This is a genomic window from Nocardia sp. NPDC059177, assembly GCF_042755165.1.
Taxonomy (GTDB): Bacteria; Actinomycetota; Actinomycetes; order Mycobacteriales; family Mycobacteriaceae; genus Nocardia.
In genome coordinates this window covers 219,426-236,013 of record NZ_JBHZBX010000004.1, presented here as the reverse complement: position 1 = coordinate 236,013, position 16,588 = coordinate 219,426, and the positions used below count along the sequence as shown (strand labels likewise).

Sequence of the window (16,588 nt, the reverse complement as noted above, 5' to 3'; positions counted from 1 at the left end):
CGACCAGCCGATCCAAGGCCGTCACGTAGGACTCACGGGTGTTGGGCACCACGGAAGGGGATCTGGCCGGCGATCGCGTCACGCATCTTCTTGATCTGCTCCGGTTCCGGTGCACCTGGCGCGCGTGCGCCGGCCCGCACAGCCCGCATCTCGTCCGCGGTGAGCTCGATGTCACCGACACCGGAGGCGATCGTGTACCAGTCCATCTCCGGCGAATACCGGGTGGCGAACAGATAGCTCGTGCCTGCCGCGATCAGCGGGTCACCGTCGACGACGACGATCTCGTTCGTCCCGGGTACATTGCCCCCCTCCTGGTTCACGGTGACGACATGTCCGAGATCGCCTTTCAACGTCGCGATCACCTCGACCCGGAACTGTGTTTCCGGCAGAGCAGTGCGCGACGCCGAGCCACTGCGTTCCAGCACGGTGCCGGCGAAGATAGCATCGGCCCAGCCTGCGAGCGCCCGCGGTTCGGATGTGTCGAAGGCGGGCGCGGTGTCGACGTGGGTGAATGTCGGTGCGGGATCGTGGAGATCAGGATTGTGCGTGCATCCGGCCGCGCCGGCGAGCACGATCGCGGCAGCCACCACGACGCCTCTGCGCATCGAGTCCATCAGAGGCCCCTGTTCCCGAACTGCCAACGGCACCATCGGCCACCTCGATGGTTGCGTACGACGGTCCCACCGGGGAAGTCGGTTCAGGGCAAAGTCTGTTCGTTGCACCACCGAGCCGTTCGGCTCGCCGTGACATCGTACAGATCCACGCGTGGTGAATGTCCCTGGAACCACCCGGTGTCGGGGGTTCCAGGGGCGGGATCAGCCCGCGGTCTGCTCGGTGCCGCGGATCTCCACAATCGGCAGCACCAGCGCGGCCGGTGACCCCGCGGGCACGACTGGCTGCTTCGGTGCGACGGGCGCGATCCGGGCGTACCCGGCGCTCTGCTCGGGGCGGGTGTCGGCCTCGCCCTTGTTGGGCCAGTAGGCGGCGGCCCGTTCGGCTTGCGCGGTGATGGTCAGCGACGGGTTCACGCCGAGGTTCGCCGAGACGGCCGCGCCGTCGACGACGCTGAGCGTCGGGTAGCCGAACACACGGTGGTAGGCGTCGATCACGCCGTGCTCGCGGTCGGCGCCGATCGCCGCGCCGCCCAGGAAGTGCGCGGTGAGCGGGACATTGAACACCTCACCCCAGGTGCCGCCCGCGACACCGCCGATCTTCTCCGCGACACGGCGGGTCACGTCGTTGCCGGCCGGGATCCAGGTCGGATTCGGTTCGCCGTGGCCCTGTGTGGAGGTGAGCTTGCGCCGGCCGAACAGCCCGCGCTTGGTGTAGGTGGTGATCGAGTTGTCCAGGTGCTGCATCACCAGCGAGATGATGGTGCGCTCGCTCCAGTTCTTCACGCTCAGGAAACGCAGCATCAGCAGCGGATGCATCAGCACGATGCCGAGGAACCGCAGCCAGCGCGGGATCTTGCCGCCGCCGTCGACCATGAGCGTCTGCATCAGGCCCATCGCGTTGGAGCCCTTGCCGTAGCGCACCGGCTCGATGTGGGTGTCGGGGGTGGGGTGGATCGAGGAAGTGATCGCCACGCCCTTGGTGAAGTCCTGCCCGGGGGCCAGGGTCTTGGTGGCGGCGCCGACGATCGACTCGGAGTTGGTGCGGGTCAGCAGGCCCAGCTGATCCGAGAGGTCGGGCAGCACCTGCTCGTCGCGCATGGCGTGCAGCAGCTTCTGCGTACCGAGCGTGCCTGCCGCGAGCACGACCTGCTTGGCCGTGTAGGTCTTGGGCTCTTTGCGGATCCAGGCGCCGGTGCGTTCGGTGGCGATGTCCCAGGAACCGTCGGGCAGGGGACGCAGCGCGGTCACCGTGGTCATCGGAACGACCTGGGCACCGGCCTGTTCGGCGAGGTAGAGGTAGTTCTTCACGAGGGTGTTCTTGGCGCCGAACTTGCAGCCGACCATGCAGTCACCGCACTCGACACAGCCGGTGCGCTCGGGGCCCGCGCCGCCGAAGTACGGGTCGGCCACGGTCTTGCCCGGCTCACCGAAGAACACGCCGACCGGGGTCTGCACGAAGGTGTCGCCCACGCCCAGGTCCTCGGCGACGGACTTGAAGATCTCGTCGGCGGGGGTCATGTGCGGGTTCTGCACCACGCCGAGCATCTTCTTGGCGCGCTCGTAGTAGGGGGTGAGTTCGGCGCGCCAGTCGGTGATGTCGCGCCACTGCGCGTCCTGGAAGAACGGCTCCGGCGGAACGTAGAGCGTGTTGGCGTAGTTGAGCGAACCGCCGCCCACGCCGGCGCCGCCCAGGATCAGGACGTCACGCAGCGGGTGGATGCGCTGGATGCCGAAACAGCCGAGCTTGGGCGCCCAGATGAATTTACGCAGGTCCCAGCTGGTCTTGGGAAGCTCGTCGTCGGCGAAGCGGCGCCCGGCCTCGAGAATGCCGACCGAGTACCCCTTCTCGACCAGCCGCAGCGCGGTGACACTGCCACCGAATCCTGAGCCGACGATCAGGACGTCGAAATCGGTGGTTCGCTCGGACATAGAGGAGCTCCTCGGTCGTGTCAACAGTGACGCCGGTAACGCTAACGGCGACAGCGTGGACTGTCAACGTACGTGCTCGACGGCCCTATGCTGGTCGGGTGCACCGATACACCCGCGCCGAACTCGCCGACATCACCGGCGTCGCGGCGCGCACGATCCGCTATTACCACTCGCTCGGACTACTGCCGAAACCCGGCCGCGCGGGCAAGGAAGTGGTGTACACCGACGAGCACCGGGACCGGCTGCGCGACATCGTCGCCATGCAGGCGCGCGGGCTGCGGCTCGACGCGATCCGCGAGGTGTTCGACGCCGAACCCCAGCCGGGCGCGGGTGGTGACTGGCGCGCGCTGTTCGATCCGCGGGTCGGCGCCGCAGGCGAGCGCGCTGACTCGGTCGACGACGCCGAACTCACCGCGCTGCTGCTCGACCGCGACGCCGACGTCCACGCGGAACTGATCGCGGCCGGCTACCTGGAGCGCCGTGGCGACCGCTGGTTCGTCCCCGACCGGACCATGCTCGAGGCCGCCCTGGTGCTCTACGACGTCGGCATCGACATCACCCTGAGCGGGGCGCTGCGCACCCTGATCCATCGCACGCTCGCTTGTCTCGCCGACGATGTCGTGCGCACCATCCGTGACGCCGCGGGTGCGGGCGGCTACGGCGGCGAGAGTGTGGGCGTCGACCTGGACCGGTTCCGGGACCGGTTGCTGTCGATGGCCTGGGATGTCGCGGGCGCCACCTTCGCCGCCGAGATCGTGCGGGCCGCCGGGGAAGCCGGCGGCGACACAGCCGACGCGCGGGATCTCTCGGGTGCGGCCGGTGGGTGATGATCGGGGGATGAGTACCGACCGGCCCGGCCCCCGCGCGCTGGCCCGCGCGCAGACGATCGCCGACATCAAGCGCGTCGGCCGCGAGCATCTGGCGTCCCACGGCGCGGCGGCGCTGTCGTTGCGCGCGGTGGCGCGTGAGCTGGGCATGGTGTCCTCGGCGGTGTACCGGTACGTGCGCAGCCGTGACGAACTGCTGACGCTGCTCGTCGTGGACGGCTACAACGCCCTCGGTGACGCCGTCGACGCCGCACTGGCCGACGCCCCGGCCGATCCCGCGCAGCGCTTCCGCGTGGTGGCCGGGGCGGTCCGGGAATGGGCGCTGGCCGAGCCCGCCTGGTACGGCCTGCTCTACGGCAGCCCGGTGCCCGGGTACGCCGCGCCGTCGGCGGATACGGTCGCGCCCGGCGTGCGGGTGATCGGCGCGCTGCTGGCTGTCATCGACGGTGCCTATCGCGCCGGGCAGATCGGGGAACCGGCAGTCGAGCCGGTCGTCTCGGCGCGCACGGCGGCCGACTTCGCCACCATCCGCGCGCAGTTCGGCATGGCTGTGCCCGACTGGCTGCTCGTGTCCGGGCTGACCGCCTGGACGACGCTGTTCGGCGCGGTGAACTTCGACGTCTTCGACATGTACGGCGCCGGCACCTTCGCCGATCGCGCCGAGATCTTCGAGCTGCAGATCGACCGGATCTGCCTGCTGCTCGGATTCCGGGTGGCGTGATTCCGCATCTTGCGGACCGATCGGTACGGTAACTACGGAGGTATTTCCCGCGGTATGTCGGGTGAGAAATGTGTGAACGGTGGCCGGTGTCGCCAACGAACGGGAGTGCCCGAGTGAATTCTCGCGAGGAGATGTTGCGTCGCGTCCGCGACGGGCTGCTCGACCTACCCGACGACGAACGCCGGGTGCCGATGCGTCGATCCTCGGGCCGCCACGCCGCGGTCGATCCGGCTGAACGCGCGGCCGTGCTGGCCCGCTTCGCCGAACGGTTGCGCGCGCACGGCTCGCTGGTGCGCACGGTCGATGTCGCCGGGCTGCCGGCCGCGGTGGCCGACGTGCTGTACGGCATGAGCGTCACCTCGGTACTCGCCGCCGTCGAGCCCGGTCCGGCCTGGCTCGACCACTGGGCGAGCGCGCCGGGGCATCAGGTCGTGCACGGCGGGGCGGCGACGGCGGGCATCGGGGACGCGGTGGTGCGGGACGCGGTCGCCGGTGACGCGTCGAGCGGGTCGCTGGCACTGGAGGTCGACGGTGGCCCCGGGGTCTCGGAGTCGGTGCCGCAGGTCTGTGTGGTGCGTGCCGACCGGGTGTTCGGCTCGTTGCCCGACGCGCTGGACCGGCTCGATCCCCGTCGCCCGCTGATCTGGCTGGGCGGTCCCGGTGACGGTGAACTGGCCCGTCAGCTGGTGGTCCTGCTCGTCGAATAGCGGCGGATCTCGATGTGTGCGCACCGCCCGCCCAGGGTTGTGTGGGACCGTGAGTCTCAGTTATTCTCGGTACAACCGGTGTGACGGCGCTTACAGCCGCGCGCACCGGACACGACCCGAGGAGGCACCGATGACGCTGACCGAATCGAGCCGTGGCGGACTCATCACCGAGGAGTACCGAGATGCGCTGGCGACCCTGTCCGAGGGGTCGGTCGACCGGCATTTCGATCCCTACCTCGACATCGACTGGGATTCGCCCGAGCTCGCCATCGACCCGAATGACGAACGGTGGGTGCTCTCACCCGACGTCGACCCGCTCGGCGCCACCCAGTGGTACCGCGACCAGCCGCTGGAGCGGCGGATCGCGATCGGCAAGTGGCGCACCGCCAACGCGATCAAGGTCGGCGCCGCCTTCGAGAGCATCCTCATCCGCGGCATGATGCAGTACGCGATGAAGCTGCCCAACGGCTCGCCGGAATTCCGGTACTGCATGCACGAGATGACCGAAGAGTGCAACCACATCCAGATGTTCCAGGAACTGGTCAACCGGATCGGGGTGGACGTGCCCGGCATGCGCCCGATGTTCCGGGCGCTCTCCCCGCTGATCGGCGTCGCGGGCGGCTACGCCTACGCGATCCTGTTCATCGGCATCCTCGGCGGCGAGGAACCGATCGATCACTACCAGAAGGCAGTGATCAGGGACGGCGAGCGGATGCCCCCGATGGTATTGCGCACCATGCAGATCCACATCGCCGAGGAAGCGCGCCACATCTCCTTCGCCGGTGAGTTCCTCGCCGTGCACGTCGGCCGGATGGGCAAGTTCAACCGTGGCGCCTGTTCGGTGGCGTTCCCGATCGCCATGCGCTGGCTGGCCGGGGAGATCATGGCGCCGCCGCGCTCGTTCGCGCACGAGTTCGACATTCCGCGCGAGGTGATCGAGCAGGCGTTCTGGAAGTCCGAGCACTCGCGCCGGATCCTGTCGGGCTACTTCGGCGACATGCGCAAACTGGCCGACGAGCTGGGTTTGATGAACCCGGTGGCCAAGCGGCTGTGGAAGGCGCTCGGTGTCGACGGTCCGGTGTCGCGCTACCGCAGCGAACCGGAACGCAGCGCGCGCCGCATCGCCTGAGCGCCGTCACGCCGATCTGCTGAGCCCGCCGCGCAGCAGATCGGCCGAGTGGTCAGCCGCCGGTCAGCAGCTGGTTGAGGACCGTGGTCAGTGGCTGTTCGGCGTCGAGGGTCAGGCCGTGCCGCCGGGCGACGCCGTCGACCACGTGCCAGGCGTAGTCGGCGACCTCCTCGATCAACTGCTCCCTGGTCAGAACCGGGTCGGGGTCGTTGGCCCAGCGGGTGACGGTGGCCTCGGTCATCGACACGATGGCGAAGGTCATCGTGTCGGCCGATCCGTCGTCGGCCACCCCGACCACCCCGGCCAGCCCGGTGACCAGTGCCCGGGTCGAGGCCGCGATGGACGCGATGAGTGCGTTCATCGCGTCGACCTCGGAATCGTCGTCCGAGGGACCGGTGCGCAGGAAGTCGTGCAGGCGTGGATGATCCTGGATCCAGGTGACCACGGCGCCGACGGTGCGCACGAGAATCTGATGGATCGAGCCGTCACCGATATCGAGCGCGTCCTCGATGTCGGCGGCGAAGCGCTCCGCGATCTCGGCACGGATCCGGCGATCGAGTTCGTCGCGCCCCGCGAACTGGCGATACACCACCGATTTCGCGAGACCCGCGTTCTCGGCGATCTGCACGATCGGCACCTCGACGCCGACCGGCGCCTGCTCGAGCAGCTCGATGGCCGACAGCACGATCGCCTCGCGCCTGCTGTCGTTGTGCGGCTGCCAGCGGGCTTGCCTGCCACTCACGGCGCCGGACGGGCGTGACGTAGTGCTCGACATCCGCCCGAGTGTAGAGGACGCGCCGGGCCCGGCGGCGCGAACTCAGGCCGCGGGCACCGGCTCCTCGGGTTCGTCCGCCGCACGGCGCGGTTTCGCGAGGAACGCCGCCACCGGCGCCACCACCGCCGCGACGAAACCGGCGGCGAATCCGTTGCCGTACAGATTGAGTCCGGCCACCACCGCACCGGTGACCTGAGCCGTCGACGCCTGGAAGAACCCGGCGACCACACCCCAGTGCGGCCCGAACCGGCCGGCGATCGGCGCCAGACAGGTGCCGTAGAGGGCGGCCCAGATCAGCCCGGGATCGGTCAGCTCGAAGGGCTTGAGCAGACCGGCCAGCGCGACACCGGCCATTACCGGCACGATATTGAGCGCGTGCTTACCGCACGCCCCGAAGCCGATCACGCTGAGGATCCCCGCCACCACCGGCCCATTCAGGTCGGCGCCGATCACCAGCACATACCCGGTCGCCAGCGCGCCGATGACGGCCATATTGAGCAGAACCGTTGCGGCGCCGTCGCTGTCGATGAAATCAGCGGGCGCCCGCCCGGTCCGGCGCAGCAGTCGCGGATAGCCACGCCACGGTGTCCGATCGCAGGCGAACGCCGCGGCCAGCATGCCGAGCAACAGCACCGCCAGCAGGATCAGCAGTGGCGTGTCGTGGCCCGAGGTCCACACCATCTCCGGTTGCGGGCCCAAGCCGAACGCCTGATACACCGCGATGACGACCGCGCCGACCACACCGGCGACGAATCCCATGTTGTAGAGGGTGAAGCCGGCGTGGGCATGGAAGAGCCGTTGCGCGACCGGCGGCACCACGAAGCCGACCAGCACCGAGGTCGCGGCGCCGAGCAGGACCCCGGCCCACACCGGCAGCGCGGTGCGGAAGGCCAGCACCGAGAAGATCGGTGAGAGCGCTGTCGCGAAGAACGCCGTCGAGACGTGGTCGGCGAGCCGGTCACCGCGCACCCGCGCGTACAGGGCCACGCCCGCCACGATCGGCCAGATATTGAGCAATGTCTTGCCGTACAACGCCGTACCGAGCACCAACAGCAGGCACGCCACCGCGGCACCGTCCACCGGAGCCCCGGTGACCCGGTACACCGCGCACGCCACCAGGGTCACCAGCCCGGCCTGGACGAAAGCACCACCGAGTCCACCCACCCCGACGAAATCGGTGATCACCAGATCGCGCGCGAACACGATATCGCCCAGGCCGTGCACGATCTCGTCCACCGGGTCGACGATCAGCCCGAACACCACGAACACCACCGACATGCCCACGATGACGAGAAACAACGCATGCTGATCGCGCCGACCGGACATGATGCACCGCCTTCTGCTCGCCCCGGACCCGCCAGCTCACGCGCCCACCGGTCATCCTCGCCGACCCGACCACACCGACGCCGCATCGACACCCGCACCCTACGAGCCCGTTCCGGCCGTGCGGTCGCATCAGAGAAGGGCGGTGCGTACCGTCTTCGAAGCGATCCGGTCGCCGACGATCACCGGGGGAGGATCACCGGGTCGGTGCAGCTGGACGGTGCGTCGACCAGGGAGCAGGTGGCGGGCGGGCGGGTGGGTCGGTAGTCGGCTGGGACGCCGTTCGCCGCGGTGATCGCCCGGTAGGCCGCTACCGCGTCGGTCGGTACGCGGGTGAGGGTGGGGTCGGTGAGTACGTCGACGGTGTAGAGGCCGAATCGTGGTGTGTAGGAGCCCCATTCGTAGTTGTCGGTGAGGCTCCAGTAGTTGTAGCCGATCACCGGGATGCCGTCGGCTACGGCGCGCTGGAGCCAGTAGACGGTGTCGCGCAGGGAATCGGCTCGGGTGTAGCCGTCGGCTCTGGGTTGTCCGTTCTCGGTCGGGATGCCGTTCTCGACGATGTAGAGCGGCTTGCCGGGGAAGCGGCGGGCGTAGTGGTCGAGGGCGTAGTAGATGCCTTCGGCTTGCAGCGGCAGGGTCCAGAGTTTGCTGGGATCGGGTACCTCGAGCTGGGTGGGGGAGAAGCCGTAGTAGTAGTCGATGCCGATGTAGTCCAGTCGCGGCGCCATCCGGTCCAGCACCGCGCCACTGATCGCGTCGTCGACCGTCGGGATATAGGCGACATTGCTGGTGACCTGCGCGCCCGGCTGCACGGCGTGGATGTAGTCGTAGATGCTGTTGTGCGCCTGCGCGATCCGCTCGGCCATGGTCGGCAGTTCAGCGGCGGTGATGCCGCCGTGGCGCAGCTCGTTGACCAGGTACATGGTCGGCTCGTTGAAACTGACCCACAGCGGATCGGCGCCGGCGAAGCGGTCGACCACGTGGCGGGCATTGGCCAGCCAGTTCGTCACGATCTCCGGATCGCGCCAGCCGCCGCGGTCGGCCGCCCAGCCCGGGTACACCCAGTGGTCGAGGGTGAGCATCGGGCGCATGCCGGCGGCGGTGATCGCGCTGACGACCTCGTCGTAGTAGGCCAGCCCGGCCTCGTCCCAGACGCCCGGTTGCGGCTGTACACGCGCCCATTCGATGCCGATCCGGTAGACCCGCACCCCGAGGTCGGCGGCCAGCGCGATATCTGATCGGAACCGGTTCCGGAAGTCGACCGAGTTCAGGTAGGGGTCTTCGGTCTGTCCCGATTCCGCGTAGCGGCGCCAATTGCTGTCCGGCGCCTCGCCTTCAGCCTGGAACCCGGATGCCGCGACGCCCCACAGGAAGTCCGCCGGCATCGGGGCGATCCGCTCGGGTGCCGGTGGACGGGCGGGCGCGGGGAAGGTGCTGGTAATGAGGAACGCCGCGGCGGTCAGTGCGACCACAGCGAGGATTCGGCGACCGCTGGGGGAGTGCATAGCGCTCCTGGAAGCTGGGCGGGCGGGGGCGTGCACCCAGTGTGCGTCATCGACACGGTCAGTCGTGGGAGAACTGGAGGTCGCCGGTTGCCGAGTCCAGATTGAACATCTACATACGTAGATATGCGCATTGAACTATGTATCACTTTCCGTACACCCCACCAGCCCACACAACACACATGTTCACCCGTCCACAACGCTCTACACGGAACAGGGGACCGGATAATAGTTCCATTCGCCTGGAACGAGGACGTGATCGAAGATCGGTACTTCGACATCGTCGCCTCGAACAATCTCGCACGGGCGCTCTCACCTGGCCTCAGAGTGGGAGGTAATCAGCTTCGAGGCATGTTCCTTGACCCCGCCGAGCAGGCTCTGTATCCGGAATGGGAATCGGTCACGGAATGCTTCATCGCGAATCTGCGCCAGGCCGTGGGCAGCGACGTCGACGATCCACGGTTCATCGAGCTCACCGGGGACTCGACGACACCAGCTCGCACCGTATCCTTCACAGCCCCCCGCTACCCGCTCGCAGGTGGTTGCGCTCGCCGTTGTGGTCGAGGATGCACAGGATTTCGGCGGGCCCGCGGTCGGCGCGCAGGGTGTGGGGGGTCATGGTGGAGAAGGAGGCGGCCTGCCCTGCCTCGACGCGGATGACGCGTTCCCCGAGGTAGAGGACGATCGTGCCGGACAGCACGGTGAACCAGTCGCGGCCCGGGTGGACGCCGAGGTCGTCGCGCGTGACGGCACCGACCGGGTCGGTGATACGCATCTTGGCGACCGTGAGCCCCTGGGGGCCGTTGTCGCCGCTGAGCAGCCAGGTGGTCAGGCCCCTGTTCTCGTCGCGGGCGGGGCGGATGACCACGTCGGAGTCGTCGGGGGATTCCACGAGCTGGTCGAGGGATTTACCCAGGGCGGTCGCGATGGCAGTCAGCTGGTCGAGGCTGATGCGTCGGTGCCCGGTTTCGATCCGACTGAGCTGGGACGGGCTGATATCCGCACGCTCGGCGAGGTTGTCCAGTGACCATCCGCGCGCTTTGCGCAGGGATCGGATGCGCATCCTGACGACTGCGTCGAGAGTTGATTCTTGCTCCACCGGCAAGAGTGTATGCCGGAATAGCAGGGGTCACCCTACTGTCGAGTCATGAGTACACACCACAGCACCAGCGGACTTATAGGGCACGAGCACGCGAGCCGCTCCGATGTCGCGATGGCGGAGCTGCTGGAACTGGACGCCGAGGTCCTCGCGCCCTACCTGGCTGAACTGACCGGCTGGATCGCGGCTCTGACCAGCCCTGCTCCGCAGCGGATCATGGACGTGGGCAGCGGTCCCGGCACCGGCACCCTCGCACTTGCCGAGCATTTTCCCTCCGCGTCGCTCACGGCGGTCGACCTCTCGCCGCAGATGCTGCACCGTCTGCAGAAGAAGGCAACCGCGCGGGGCGTGTCAGGGCGCGTGCGCACGCTGGAGGCGAACCTGGACGAGCCGTGGCCCTTGCCCTCGCAGCCGTACGATCTCATGTGGGCGGCCTCGTTCCTGCACCACCTGAGTGATCCGGTCCGGACGCTGGCCCAGGCGTACGGGCAGCTGCGACCGGGGGGCTTGCTCGCTGTCAGCGAGATGGACTTCTTCCCGCGGTTTCTGCCCCAGGAGGCCGGTGTCGGCCGCCCCGGCCTGGAAGCCCGCCTGCATGCCGTGGCGAATACCCAGCCGCCTCATGAATGGACCCAGGCCCTCACGGACGCCGGGTTCACTGTGGAGGCGTGCCGACCCTTCGAGATCCGCCTCCACGCCTCCCAGGCCAGCCCAGCACTGGGCCGCTACGCGCACATCTGCCTGGCCAAGCTGCGCTCTCATGCCGCAGATGACCTGGACGCAGACGACCTGGCCGCGCTCGACACCCTCCTGGACCAGAACCACCCGCTCGGCATCACGCGCCGCGGCGACCTGAGCGTCCATACGACGCGCACCACCTGGATCGCCCGCCGCCCGTAGGCCGGCCCCTGATTGCCGTACGCCCGTCTTCTTCCTCCACATTGCTTCCCGGCTACGCCGTGAGCACCGCAGGCCGCTGAGTCCAGCACCGCGCCACTGCGTCAGGGAAACATCCTGGCCGCGCTGGACCTGCACCAGCTGATTCGCATCCAATTGCCTACATGTCGCCAGGCAGCATAGTGGGACGGAAGTGACCGGATCGTTGTGGGCGGCGGGGAAACGTTCAAGCAGGTGGTGCCGTGAACAATGTTCGGACGGTTTCGGTGGCCAGGTCGCGTAGCCACCTGTGTGCGAGGTCTTCGTCATAGCGCTGGTGCCACAGCAGATACAACGAGACATAGGGTAGTGGCAGCGGTAGCGGCAGGGTGAGCAAGCCGAGTCGATCGCGGGCAGAGCGGGTGACCGCGTCGGGCAGGGTGACCACCAGGTCGGTGTCGAGGGCGAGTTGCAGCGCGAAGACGGTGGTCGGCCCGGCGGCGGCGACGCGTCGGTGCAGGCCGTGGGGAGTGAGGGCGTCGTCGATCGGGTCGCGCAGGCGTGCTCGCCGCGACACGGTGAGGTGTTCGGCGGCCGCGTAACGCTGCGGGCTCAGCACGCCCTCGGCGAGCGGGTGGCCTGGCCGGACGGCCACGACCAGCCGGTCCCGGCCGACGAGGCGGTGGCTGATGTCGGGCAGGGTCGGTAGCCCGGAGCTGGATTCGAGGTCGACCTCGCCGCGGCGCAGTTCAGGGGTGTCGGTACTGGTCTCGGCAGAAAGGCGCAGTCGGACACCGGGGGCCTGGCGATGGACGGCTTTGGTCAGGGTGGTACCGCAGGCGGCGGTCAGGGCGTCATGCCAGCGCACGGTGAATACCCGATCCAACGCCGACAGGTCGAGTTCGTGTTGCGCGGACAGCAGCTGCTGGGCCTGCTGCACGAGGGCGTGGACCTCGGCGTGCATGGCCAGCGCGCGGGTGGTGGGGACCATGCTGCGGCCGGTGCGGACCAGGATCTGATCACCGGTGACCTTGCGGATTCGGCCCAGCGAGCGGCTCATCGCCGGTGGGGTGACGTGCAGACGGGCGGCGGCGCCGGCGACGCTGCCCTCTTCCAGCAGCGCGTCCAAGGCCGTGAGGAGGTTCAAATCCAATTGCATGAAAGTAACTCTACAAGTGCAAAGCATGCACTTGTTGTTAATTGAAATGCCGCTTAGCGTTATCGGCACAGGGCAGGACAAGCCGCCCGGATCGACCGAACACAAGGAGTCCACCATGACCACGACCACGCCTTTCGCCGCCGACACCACACTGCTGTCCGACGTGAGCGCCGCGGTGAAGACCGCCGGGCTGACACTGCGCGACCGCTACACCACCCACCCGCGTGGTGTGAGCCTGGACGAGGTCGTCGGGGAGATCCACGCCAACGACGACGCGGTACTGGCCGTGCTGCGCGAACCTCTGCTGGCCGCACGGCCAGGATCGCGGTGGGCCGAGGACGAGCTGGCCGGCGGCGCGCTCCCGGCCGGGGAGTGGTGGGTCGTCGACCCCGCCGAAGGCAACATCAACCACGTCCACGGCTTGGAGGACTGGGCCGTGACCGCCACGCTGGTCAGCGACAACCTGCCGGTGCTCACCGTGGTGCACCTGCCGCTGACCGGCGACACCTACACCGCCGTCGCGGGCGGCGGCGCCCACCTCAACGGCGTGCCCCTGACGGTGTCGGCCAAAACCGATCTCGGTGCCACGCTCATCGGTACCGGCCAGGCCAAGCCCGGCGAGGACGAGCGCACCTTCCGCCGCATCGGTGACTCGGTCACCGCCATGATGATCAACGGGCTGGTCGTGCGCGTGTCGGTACCGGCCACCATGCAGCTCATCCACGTCGCCGCCGGACGAATGGACGCGTTCTGGCAGTTCTCCGATGTCCGTTCCGGCCTGGTCGCCGGTGCACTGCTGGTCGCCGAGGCCGGCGGCACCGTCACCGATCTGGCAGGCCGGCCCTGGACCACGGCCAGCCGCGACTTCCTGGCCGCCGCGCCCGGTATCCACACCGCCGCCCTCGACGTCCTGGCGACGATCGCCTGACCAGGCACCTTCCACGTTTCCCGCCCCCTACCGCAAGGAGCATCACCTCATGACCAGCATCGGCATCCTGGGCGCCGGCCGCGTCGGCACCAACCTCGCCGCGAAACTCGCCGCGGCCGGACATCAGGTCACCATCGGAGGCCGGGACGTATCAGAGTCCGCTGCCCGCGTCGCCGGGCTCGATCCACGGATCGCCGTGGCCGACCAGCGCACCATCGCCCGAACCGCCGACATCGTGATCAACGCCACGCCCGGTGAGAGTTCCCTGGATCGGCTCACCGACCTGCGCGCCGACCTCGCCGGAAAGATCGTCATCGATGTCTCCAACGCCACCCGTGACGCCGCGGACGGCCTGCCCGGGGACCTGTGCTACCCCGGCGGCAGTCTCGGAGAGAAACTCCAGGCCGCGCTCCCTGACACCCACGTGGTCAAGACCCTCAACACCATGTTGTTCATGGTCATGACCGCTCCCGAAACCCTGGCCACGCCTCCGACGGTGTACGTCTCAGGCGATGACGAGAACGCGAAGAAGACCGTCATCGGCCTGCTCGGCGATCTGGGCTGGAAGCCCGGGTGGGTCGAGGACCTCGGCGACATCACCACCGCGCGCGCCACTGAGGCGATGATCCTGGTCGTGCCCCACGTCCTGCGCCGAAACGGCTTCACCCCCTTCGCCGTCTCGCTCGCCCGCTGACCCCGCCAGCCGCCGGATCAGGCGACCGTGACCGGGATTCTGTCCGCGAAACCTCAGCGCCCGGACCCTTTGGTCACGATCGTCACCTGATCAACTACCAGTTGTGCTACCCACCGATTGTCGATAGCAAGATCGTCAGCGGGTTGGACGGCGGAGACTTGGTGGACGCCCGAGCGCATGTACCGGGTGGAGAAGCAAGCCCGCGCCGTCGTGCGGCCCGTCGCTTTCGGATCTTCCTCGCGCTGCCGGCCGGTCAGGTCGTGCCCGAGCTCCAACTGCGGCAGATGCTCGACGGCGTCGACATAGGCAACGGTGACGGTATGTCCTACGGTCTGGGCGTCGGATACACGCAGCTGCCGTGCGGTTCGCAGTATCGGCCACATCGGCGGCGTACCTGGCTTCTCGACCGTCGCGGGTGCCATCCGATCCGGCCTCGCGATCACCATCGTCTACACCGGCAATTTCCTAGGGCCGCCGACCTCGGTGAGCGGGGTCAATTGTTCTTGAAGGGGTTGAAGGTCTTTCCGGCGAGGTAGCCCAGGCGGATAGGCAGGGGTTTCATGGCGGCGGCGGAGATCTTGTTGACGGTGCCGGGCACGCACACAGGCTTGCCTTTCATCACCGCGGCCCAGCCCTCGGCGACGACGGCTTCGGGCTGCTGCCAGAGGATGCCTGGCAGGTAGTCGGCTTTGTCGCGAGTGCCCATCACATCGTGGAATTCGGTGTGGGTGAAGCCGGGACACAGAGCGGTGACGTGGATGCCGTGGGGTTTGAGTTCCATGTCGAGGGCTTGTGAGGTGTTGAGGACGTAGGACTTGATACCGGTGTAGAGCAGGCTGGCTGCGGGTCGAGCGAACGCGGCGACCGAGGACAGTGACGATGCGGCCCCAGCGACGTTCCTTGGGCAACGCCACCGATCTGCCATCACCGAACACGCCACCGACACCCACGGGGTCACCCTGGTCAATTTCGGGCTGTTCGACCTGCTCGGCATGCAGCTGTCCCCGCGCATCCGCGATTTGGGCCGGATCACCGGCTACCGGCCGGGCCCGCGCGCGGCCGCCGAGGACCGGTTCCCGCACGCGGGACCGCTGATGACCCGCAAGGCCAATCGACGGGCACCGCCCGATCCCAGTAACCCCTGCCGATACGCGTCGGCCAGACAGAGGAGCGCAACATGCAGAAGCCCATCGCCATCATCGGAGCGGGGCTGGGCGGACTGACACTCGCCCGCGTGCTTCAAGTGCACGGCGTCACCGCGACGATCCACGAGGCCGAGGCATCGGCGACGACCCGCACGCAAGGTGGCCTGCTCGACATCCACGAAGAGACCGGACAGGTCGCGCTGCGCGCGGCCGGCCTATACGACGACTTCCTCACCCTGGTCCGTCCGGGCGAGGACGCCAAGCGCGTGGTCGACCGCCACGGTGCGATCCTGTTCGACAAGCCCGCGGACCCCGGTTCGACGCGTCCCGAGGTGGACCGAGGCGAACTGCGACGCCTGCTCATCGAATCGCTCGCGCCCGGGACGATCGAATGGGATCACAAGCTCTCATCGGTCCGGCACGGCGTGGATGGCGGCTATGACCTGACCTTCGCCGACGGTTCCGCCACCCACGCCGACATCGTCATCGGCGCAGACGGAGCCTGGTCCAAGGTGCGTCCGCTGCTCACCCCCGCCGAGCCCGTCTACAGCGGTACCTGCTTCATCGAAATCGCTCTCGCCTCGGCCGCCCCGGACACCAGGGAGAGCGTGGCCGCGATCGGCAGCGGCACGCTGATGGCGGTCGCGCCGGGTAAAGGCATCATCGCCCATCGCTATGCCGACGGACGTGTGCTCGGATACGTAGCGCTGAACAGACCCGAGGAATGGGTGAGGTCGATCGATTTCATCGACCCGTCCGCGGGCCTGCGTCGCCTGGCCGATGAGTTCGACGGCTGGTCGCCGCTGCTGACCGCATTCGTGACGCACAGCGACGCGCGACCGTGGCTGCGACCCATCTATGCCCTTCCCGTCGGGCTCACCTGGGACAGGGTGCCCGGTGTGACACTGCTCGGCGATGCCGCGCATCTGATGTCGCCCTTCGCCGGTGAGGGCGCGAACCTGGCCATGTACGACAGCGCCGACCTCGCGAGCAAGCTGGTCGAGCAACGCGACACCGAAGAGGCGCTCACCGCCTATGAGCAGCGACTGTTCCCGCGTAGCGGCGACGCCGCAGCCCGCTCGGCGAAAAACCTGGAAACCTACTTCGGCCCGCAAGCACCACAGAGCGTGGTCGCGCTGTTCTCTCACTCCTGAGACCCC

The 16,588-nt window shown here is 68.3% G+C and carries 16 protein-coding genes and 3 pseudogenes; 10 read left to right on the top strand and 9 right to left on the bottom strand.

Going from position 1 to position 16,588, the window contains the following annotated elements; all coding sequences use genetic code 11:
- Nucleotides 1–32: 32 nt before the first annotated feature.
- Nucleotides 33–605 (bottom strand): hypothetical protein, encoded by a 573-nt coding sequence (locus tag ACFXK0_RS07565; RefSeq protein WP_379409068.1) that lies wholly within the window; start codon nt 603–605, stop codon nt 33–35.
- A 210-nt stretch (nt 606–815) separates the two neighbouring features.
- Nucleotides 816–2,543 (bottom strand): GMC oxidoreductase, encoded by a 1,728-nt coding sequence (locus tag ACFXK0_RS07560; protein WP_379409067.1) that lies wholly within the window; start codon nt 2,541–2,543, stop codon nt 816–818.
- Between the two features lie 98 nt (nt 2,544–2,641).
- On the opposite strand from ACFXK0_RS07560, the gene ACFXK0_RS07555 reads away from it, so the two are divergent.
- The 4 genes from ACFXK0_RS07555 (at nt 2,642) to ACFXK0_RS07540 (ending at nt 5,927) form a co-directional block, all read left to right on the top strand.
- Complete coding sequence (locus ACFXK0_RS07555; protein ID WP_379409065.1) at nt 2,642–3,370, top strand: MerR family transcriptional regulator; 729 nt, start codon at nt 2,642–2,644, stop codon at nt 3,368–3,370.
- A gap of 10 nt (nt 3,371–3,380) precedes the next feature.
- Nucleotides 3,381–4,091, top strand: coding sequence for a TetR/AcrR family transcriptional regulator (locus ACFXK0_RS07550; protein ID WP_379409064.1), 711 nt, complete (start codon nt 3,381–3,383; stop codon nt 4,089–4,091).
- A gap of 113 nt (nt 4,092–4,204) precedes the next feature.
- Entirely contained in the window at nt 4,205–4,798 is a 594-nt protein-coding gene (locus ACFXK0_RS07545; protein WP_379409063.1) for a hypothetical protein, read from the top strand.
- 130 nt (nt 4,799–4,928) lie between these two features.
- Complete coding sequence (locus ACFXK0_RS07540) at nt 4,929–5,927, top strand: diiron oxygenase (protein WP_379409061.1); 999 nt, start codon at nt 4,929–4,931, stop codon at nt 5,925–5,927.
- Nucleotides 5,928–5,979: 52 nt separating this feature from the next.
- Here the strand turns inward: ACFXK0_RS07540 and ACFXK0_RS07535 are convergent, their stop codons facing one another.
- From ACFXK0_RS07535 to ACFXK0_RS07525, 3 genes are all read right to left on the bottom strand, one after another.
- Complete coding sequence (locus ACFXK0_RS07535) at nt 5,980–6,702, bottom strand: TetR/AcrR family transcriptional regulator (protein WP_379409060.1); 723 nt, start codon at nt 6,700–6,702, stop codon at nt 5,980–5,982.
- A 42-nt stretch (nt 6,703–6,744) separates the two neighbouring features.
- Entirely contained in the window at nt 6,745–8,028 is a 1,284-nt protein-coding gene (locus ACFXK0_RS07530) for a DUF1576 domain-containing protein (protein ID WP_379409058.1), read from the bottom strand.
- Between the two features lie 179 nt (nt 8,029–8,207).
- Nucleotides 8,208–9,530 carry a family 1 glycosylhydrolase gene (locus tag ACFXK0_RS07525; protein WP_379409056.1) on the bottom strand — a complete coding sequence of 441 codons (1,323 nt, stop codon included), beginning with the start codon at nt 9,528–9,530 and terminating at the stop codon, nt 8,208–8,210.
- A gap of 123 nt (nt 9,531–9,653) precedes the next feature.
- Between ACFXK0_RS07525 and ACFXK0_RS07520 the strand changes: the two are divergent.
- A pseudogene (locus tag ACFXK0_RS07520) lies at nt 9,654–9,998 on the top strand (hypothetical protein); the annotation flags it as partial.
- 40 nt (nt 9,999–10,038) lie between these two features.
- Here the strand turns inward: ACFXK0_RS07520 and ACFXK0_RS07515 are convergent.
- Nucleotides 10,039–10,626 carry a helix-turn-helix domain-containing protein gene (locus ACFXK0_RS07515; protein WP_379409055.1) on the bottom strand — a complete coding sequence of 196 codons (588 nt, stop codon included), beginning with the start codon at nt 10,624–10,626 and terminating at the stop codon, nt 10,039–10,041.
- A gap of 48 nt (nt 10,627–10,674) precedes the next feature.
- Here ACFXK0_RS07515 and ACFXK0_RS07510 point away from each other — a divergent pair, with 48 nt between their 5' ends.
- Complete coding sequence (locus ACFXK0_RS07510) at nt 10,675–11,526, top strand: class I SAM-dependent methyltransferase (RefSeq protein WP_379409053.1); 852 nt, start codon at nt 10,675–10,677, stop codon at nt 11,524–11,526.
- A gap of 223 nt (nt 11,527–11,749) precedes the next feature.
- Here the strand turns inward: ACFXK0_RS07510 and ACFXK0_RS07505 are convergent, their stop codons facing one another.
- A complete protein-coding gene (locus ACFXK0_RS07505) occupies nt 11,750–12,661 on the bottom strand; it encodes a LysR family transcriptional regulator (RefSeq protein WP_379409052.1) in 912 nt (303 codons plus the stop codon).
- A 115-nt stretch (nt 12,662–12,776) separates the two neighbouring features.
- Here ACFXK0_RS07505 and ACFXK0_RS07500 point away from each other — a divergent pair, with 115 nt between their 5' ends.
- Both ACFXK0_RS07500 and ACFXK0_RS07495 read left to right on the top strand, forming a co-directional pair.
- Nucleotides 12,777–13,589 (top strand): inositol monophosphatase family protein, encoded by an 813-nt coding sequence (locus ACFXK0_RS07500; protein ID WP_379409051.1) that lies wholly within the window; start codon nt 12,777–12,779, stop codon nt 13,587–13,589.
- Between the two features lie 49 nt (nt 13,590–13,638).
- The gene (locus ACFXK0_RS07495; RefSeq protein ID WP_379409049.1) at nt 13,639–14,283 is read left to right on the top strand and encodes an NADPH-dependent F420 reductase; all 645 of its coding nucleotides are present in this window, start codon (nt 13,639–13,641) and stop codon (nt 14,281–14,283) included.
- Between the two features lie 53 nt (nt 14,284–14,336).
- Here ACFXK0_RS07495 and ACFXK0_RS07490 read toward each other — a convergent pair whose 3' ends face one another.
- Nucleotides 14,337–14,729: a hypothetical protein gene (locus ACFXK0_RS07490; RefSeq protein ID WP_379409048.1), complete on the bottom strand. Its 393-nt coding sequence runs from the start codon at nt 14,727–14,729 to the stop codon at nt 14,337–14,339.
- A 47-nt stretch (nt 14,730–14,776) separates the two neighbouring features.
- Nucleotides 14,777–15,185: pseudogene (locus ACFXK0_RS07485) on the bottom strand (SDR family NAD(P)-dependent oxidoreductase); the annotation flags it as partial.
- Between ACFXK0_RS07485 and ACFXK0_RS07480 the strand changes: the two are divergent.
- Together ACFXK0_RS07480 and ACFXK0_RS07475 are read left to right on the top strand one after the other, a co-directional pair.
- A pseudogene (locus ACFXK0_RS07480) lies at nt 15,184–15,395 on the top strand (Tn3 family transposase); the annotation flags it as partial. The pseudogenes ACFXK0_RS07485 and ACFXK0_RS07480 overlap by 2 nt on opposite strands.
- Nucleotides 15,396–15,460: 65 nt before the next feature.
- The gene (locus ACFXK0_RS07475; protein ID WP_379409047.1) at nt 15,461–16,582 is read left to right on the top strand and encodes an FAD-dependent oxidoreductase; all 1,122 of its coding nucleotides are present in this window, start codon (nt 15,461–15,463) and stop codon (nt 16,580–16,582) included.
- The last annotated feature ends 6 nt before the right edge of the window (nt 16,583–16,588 follow it).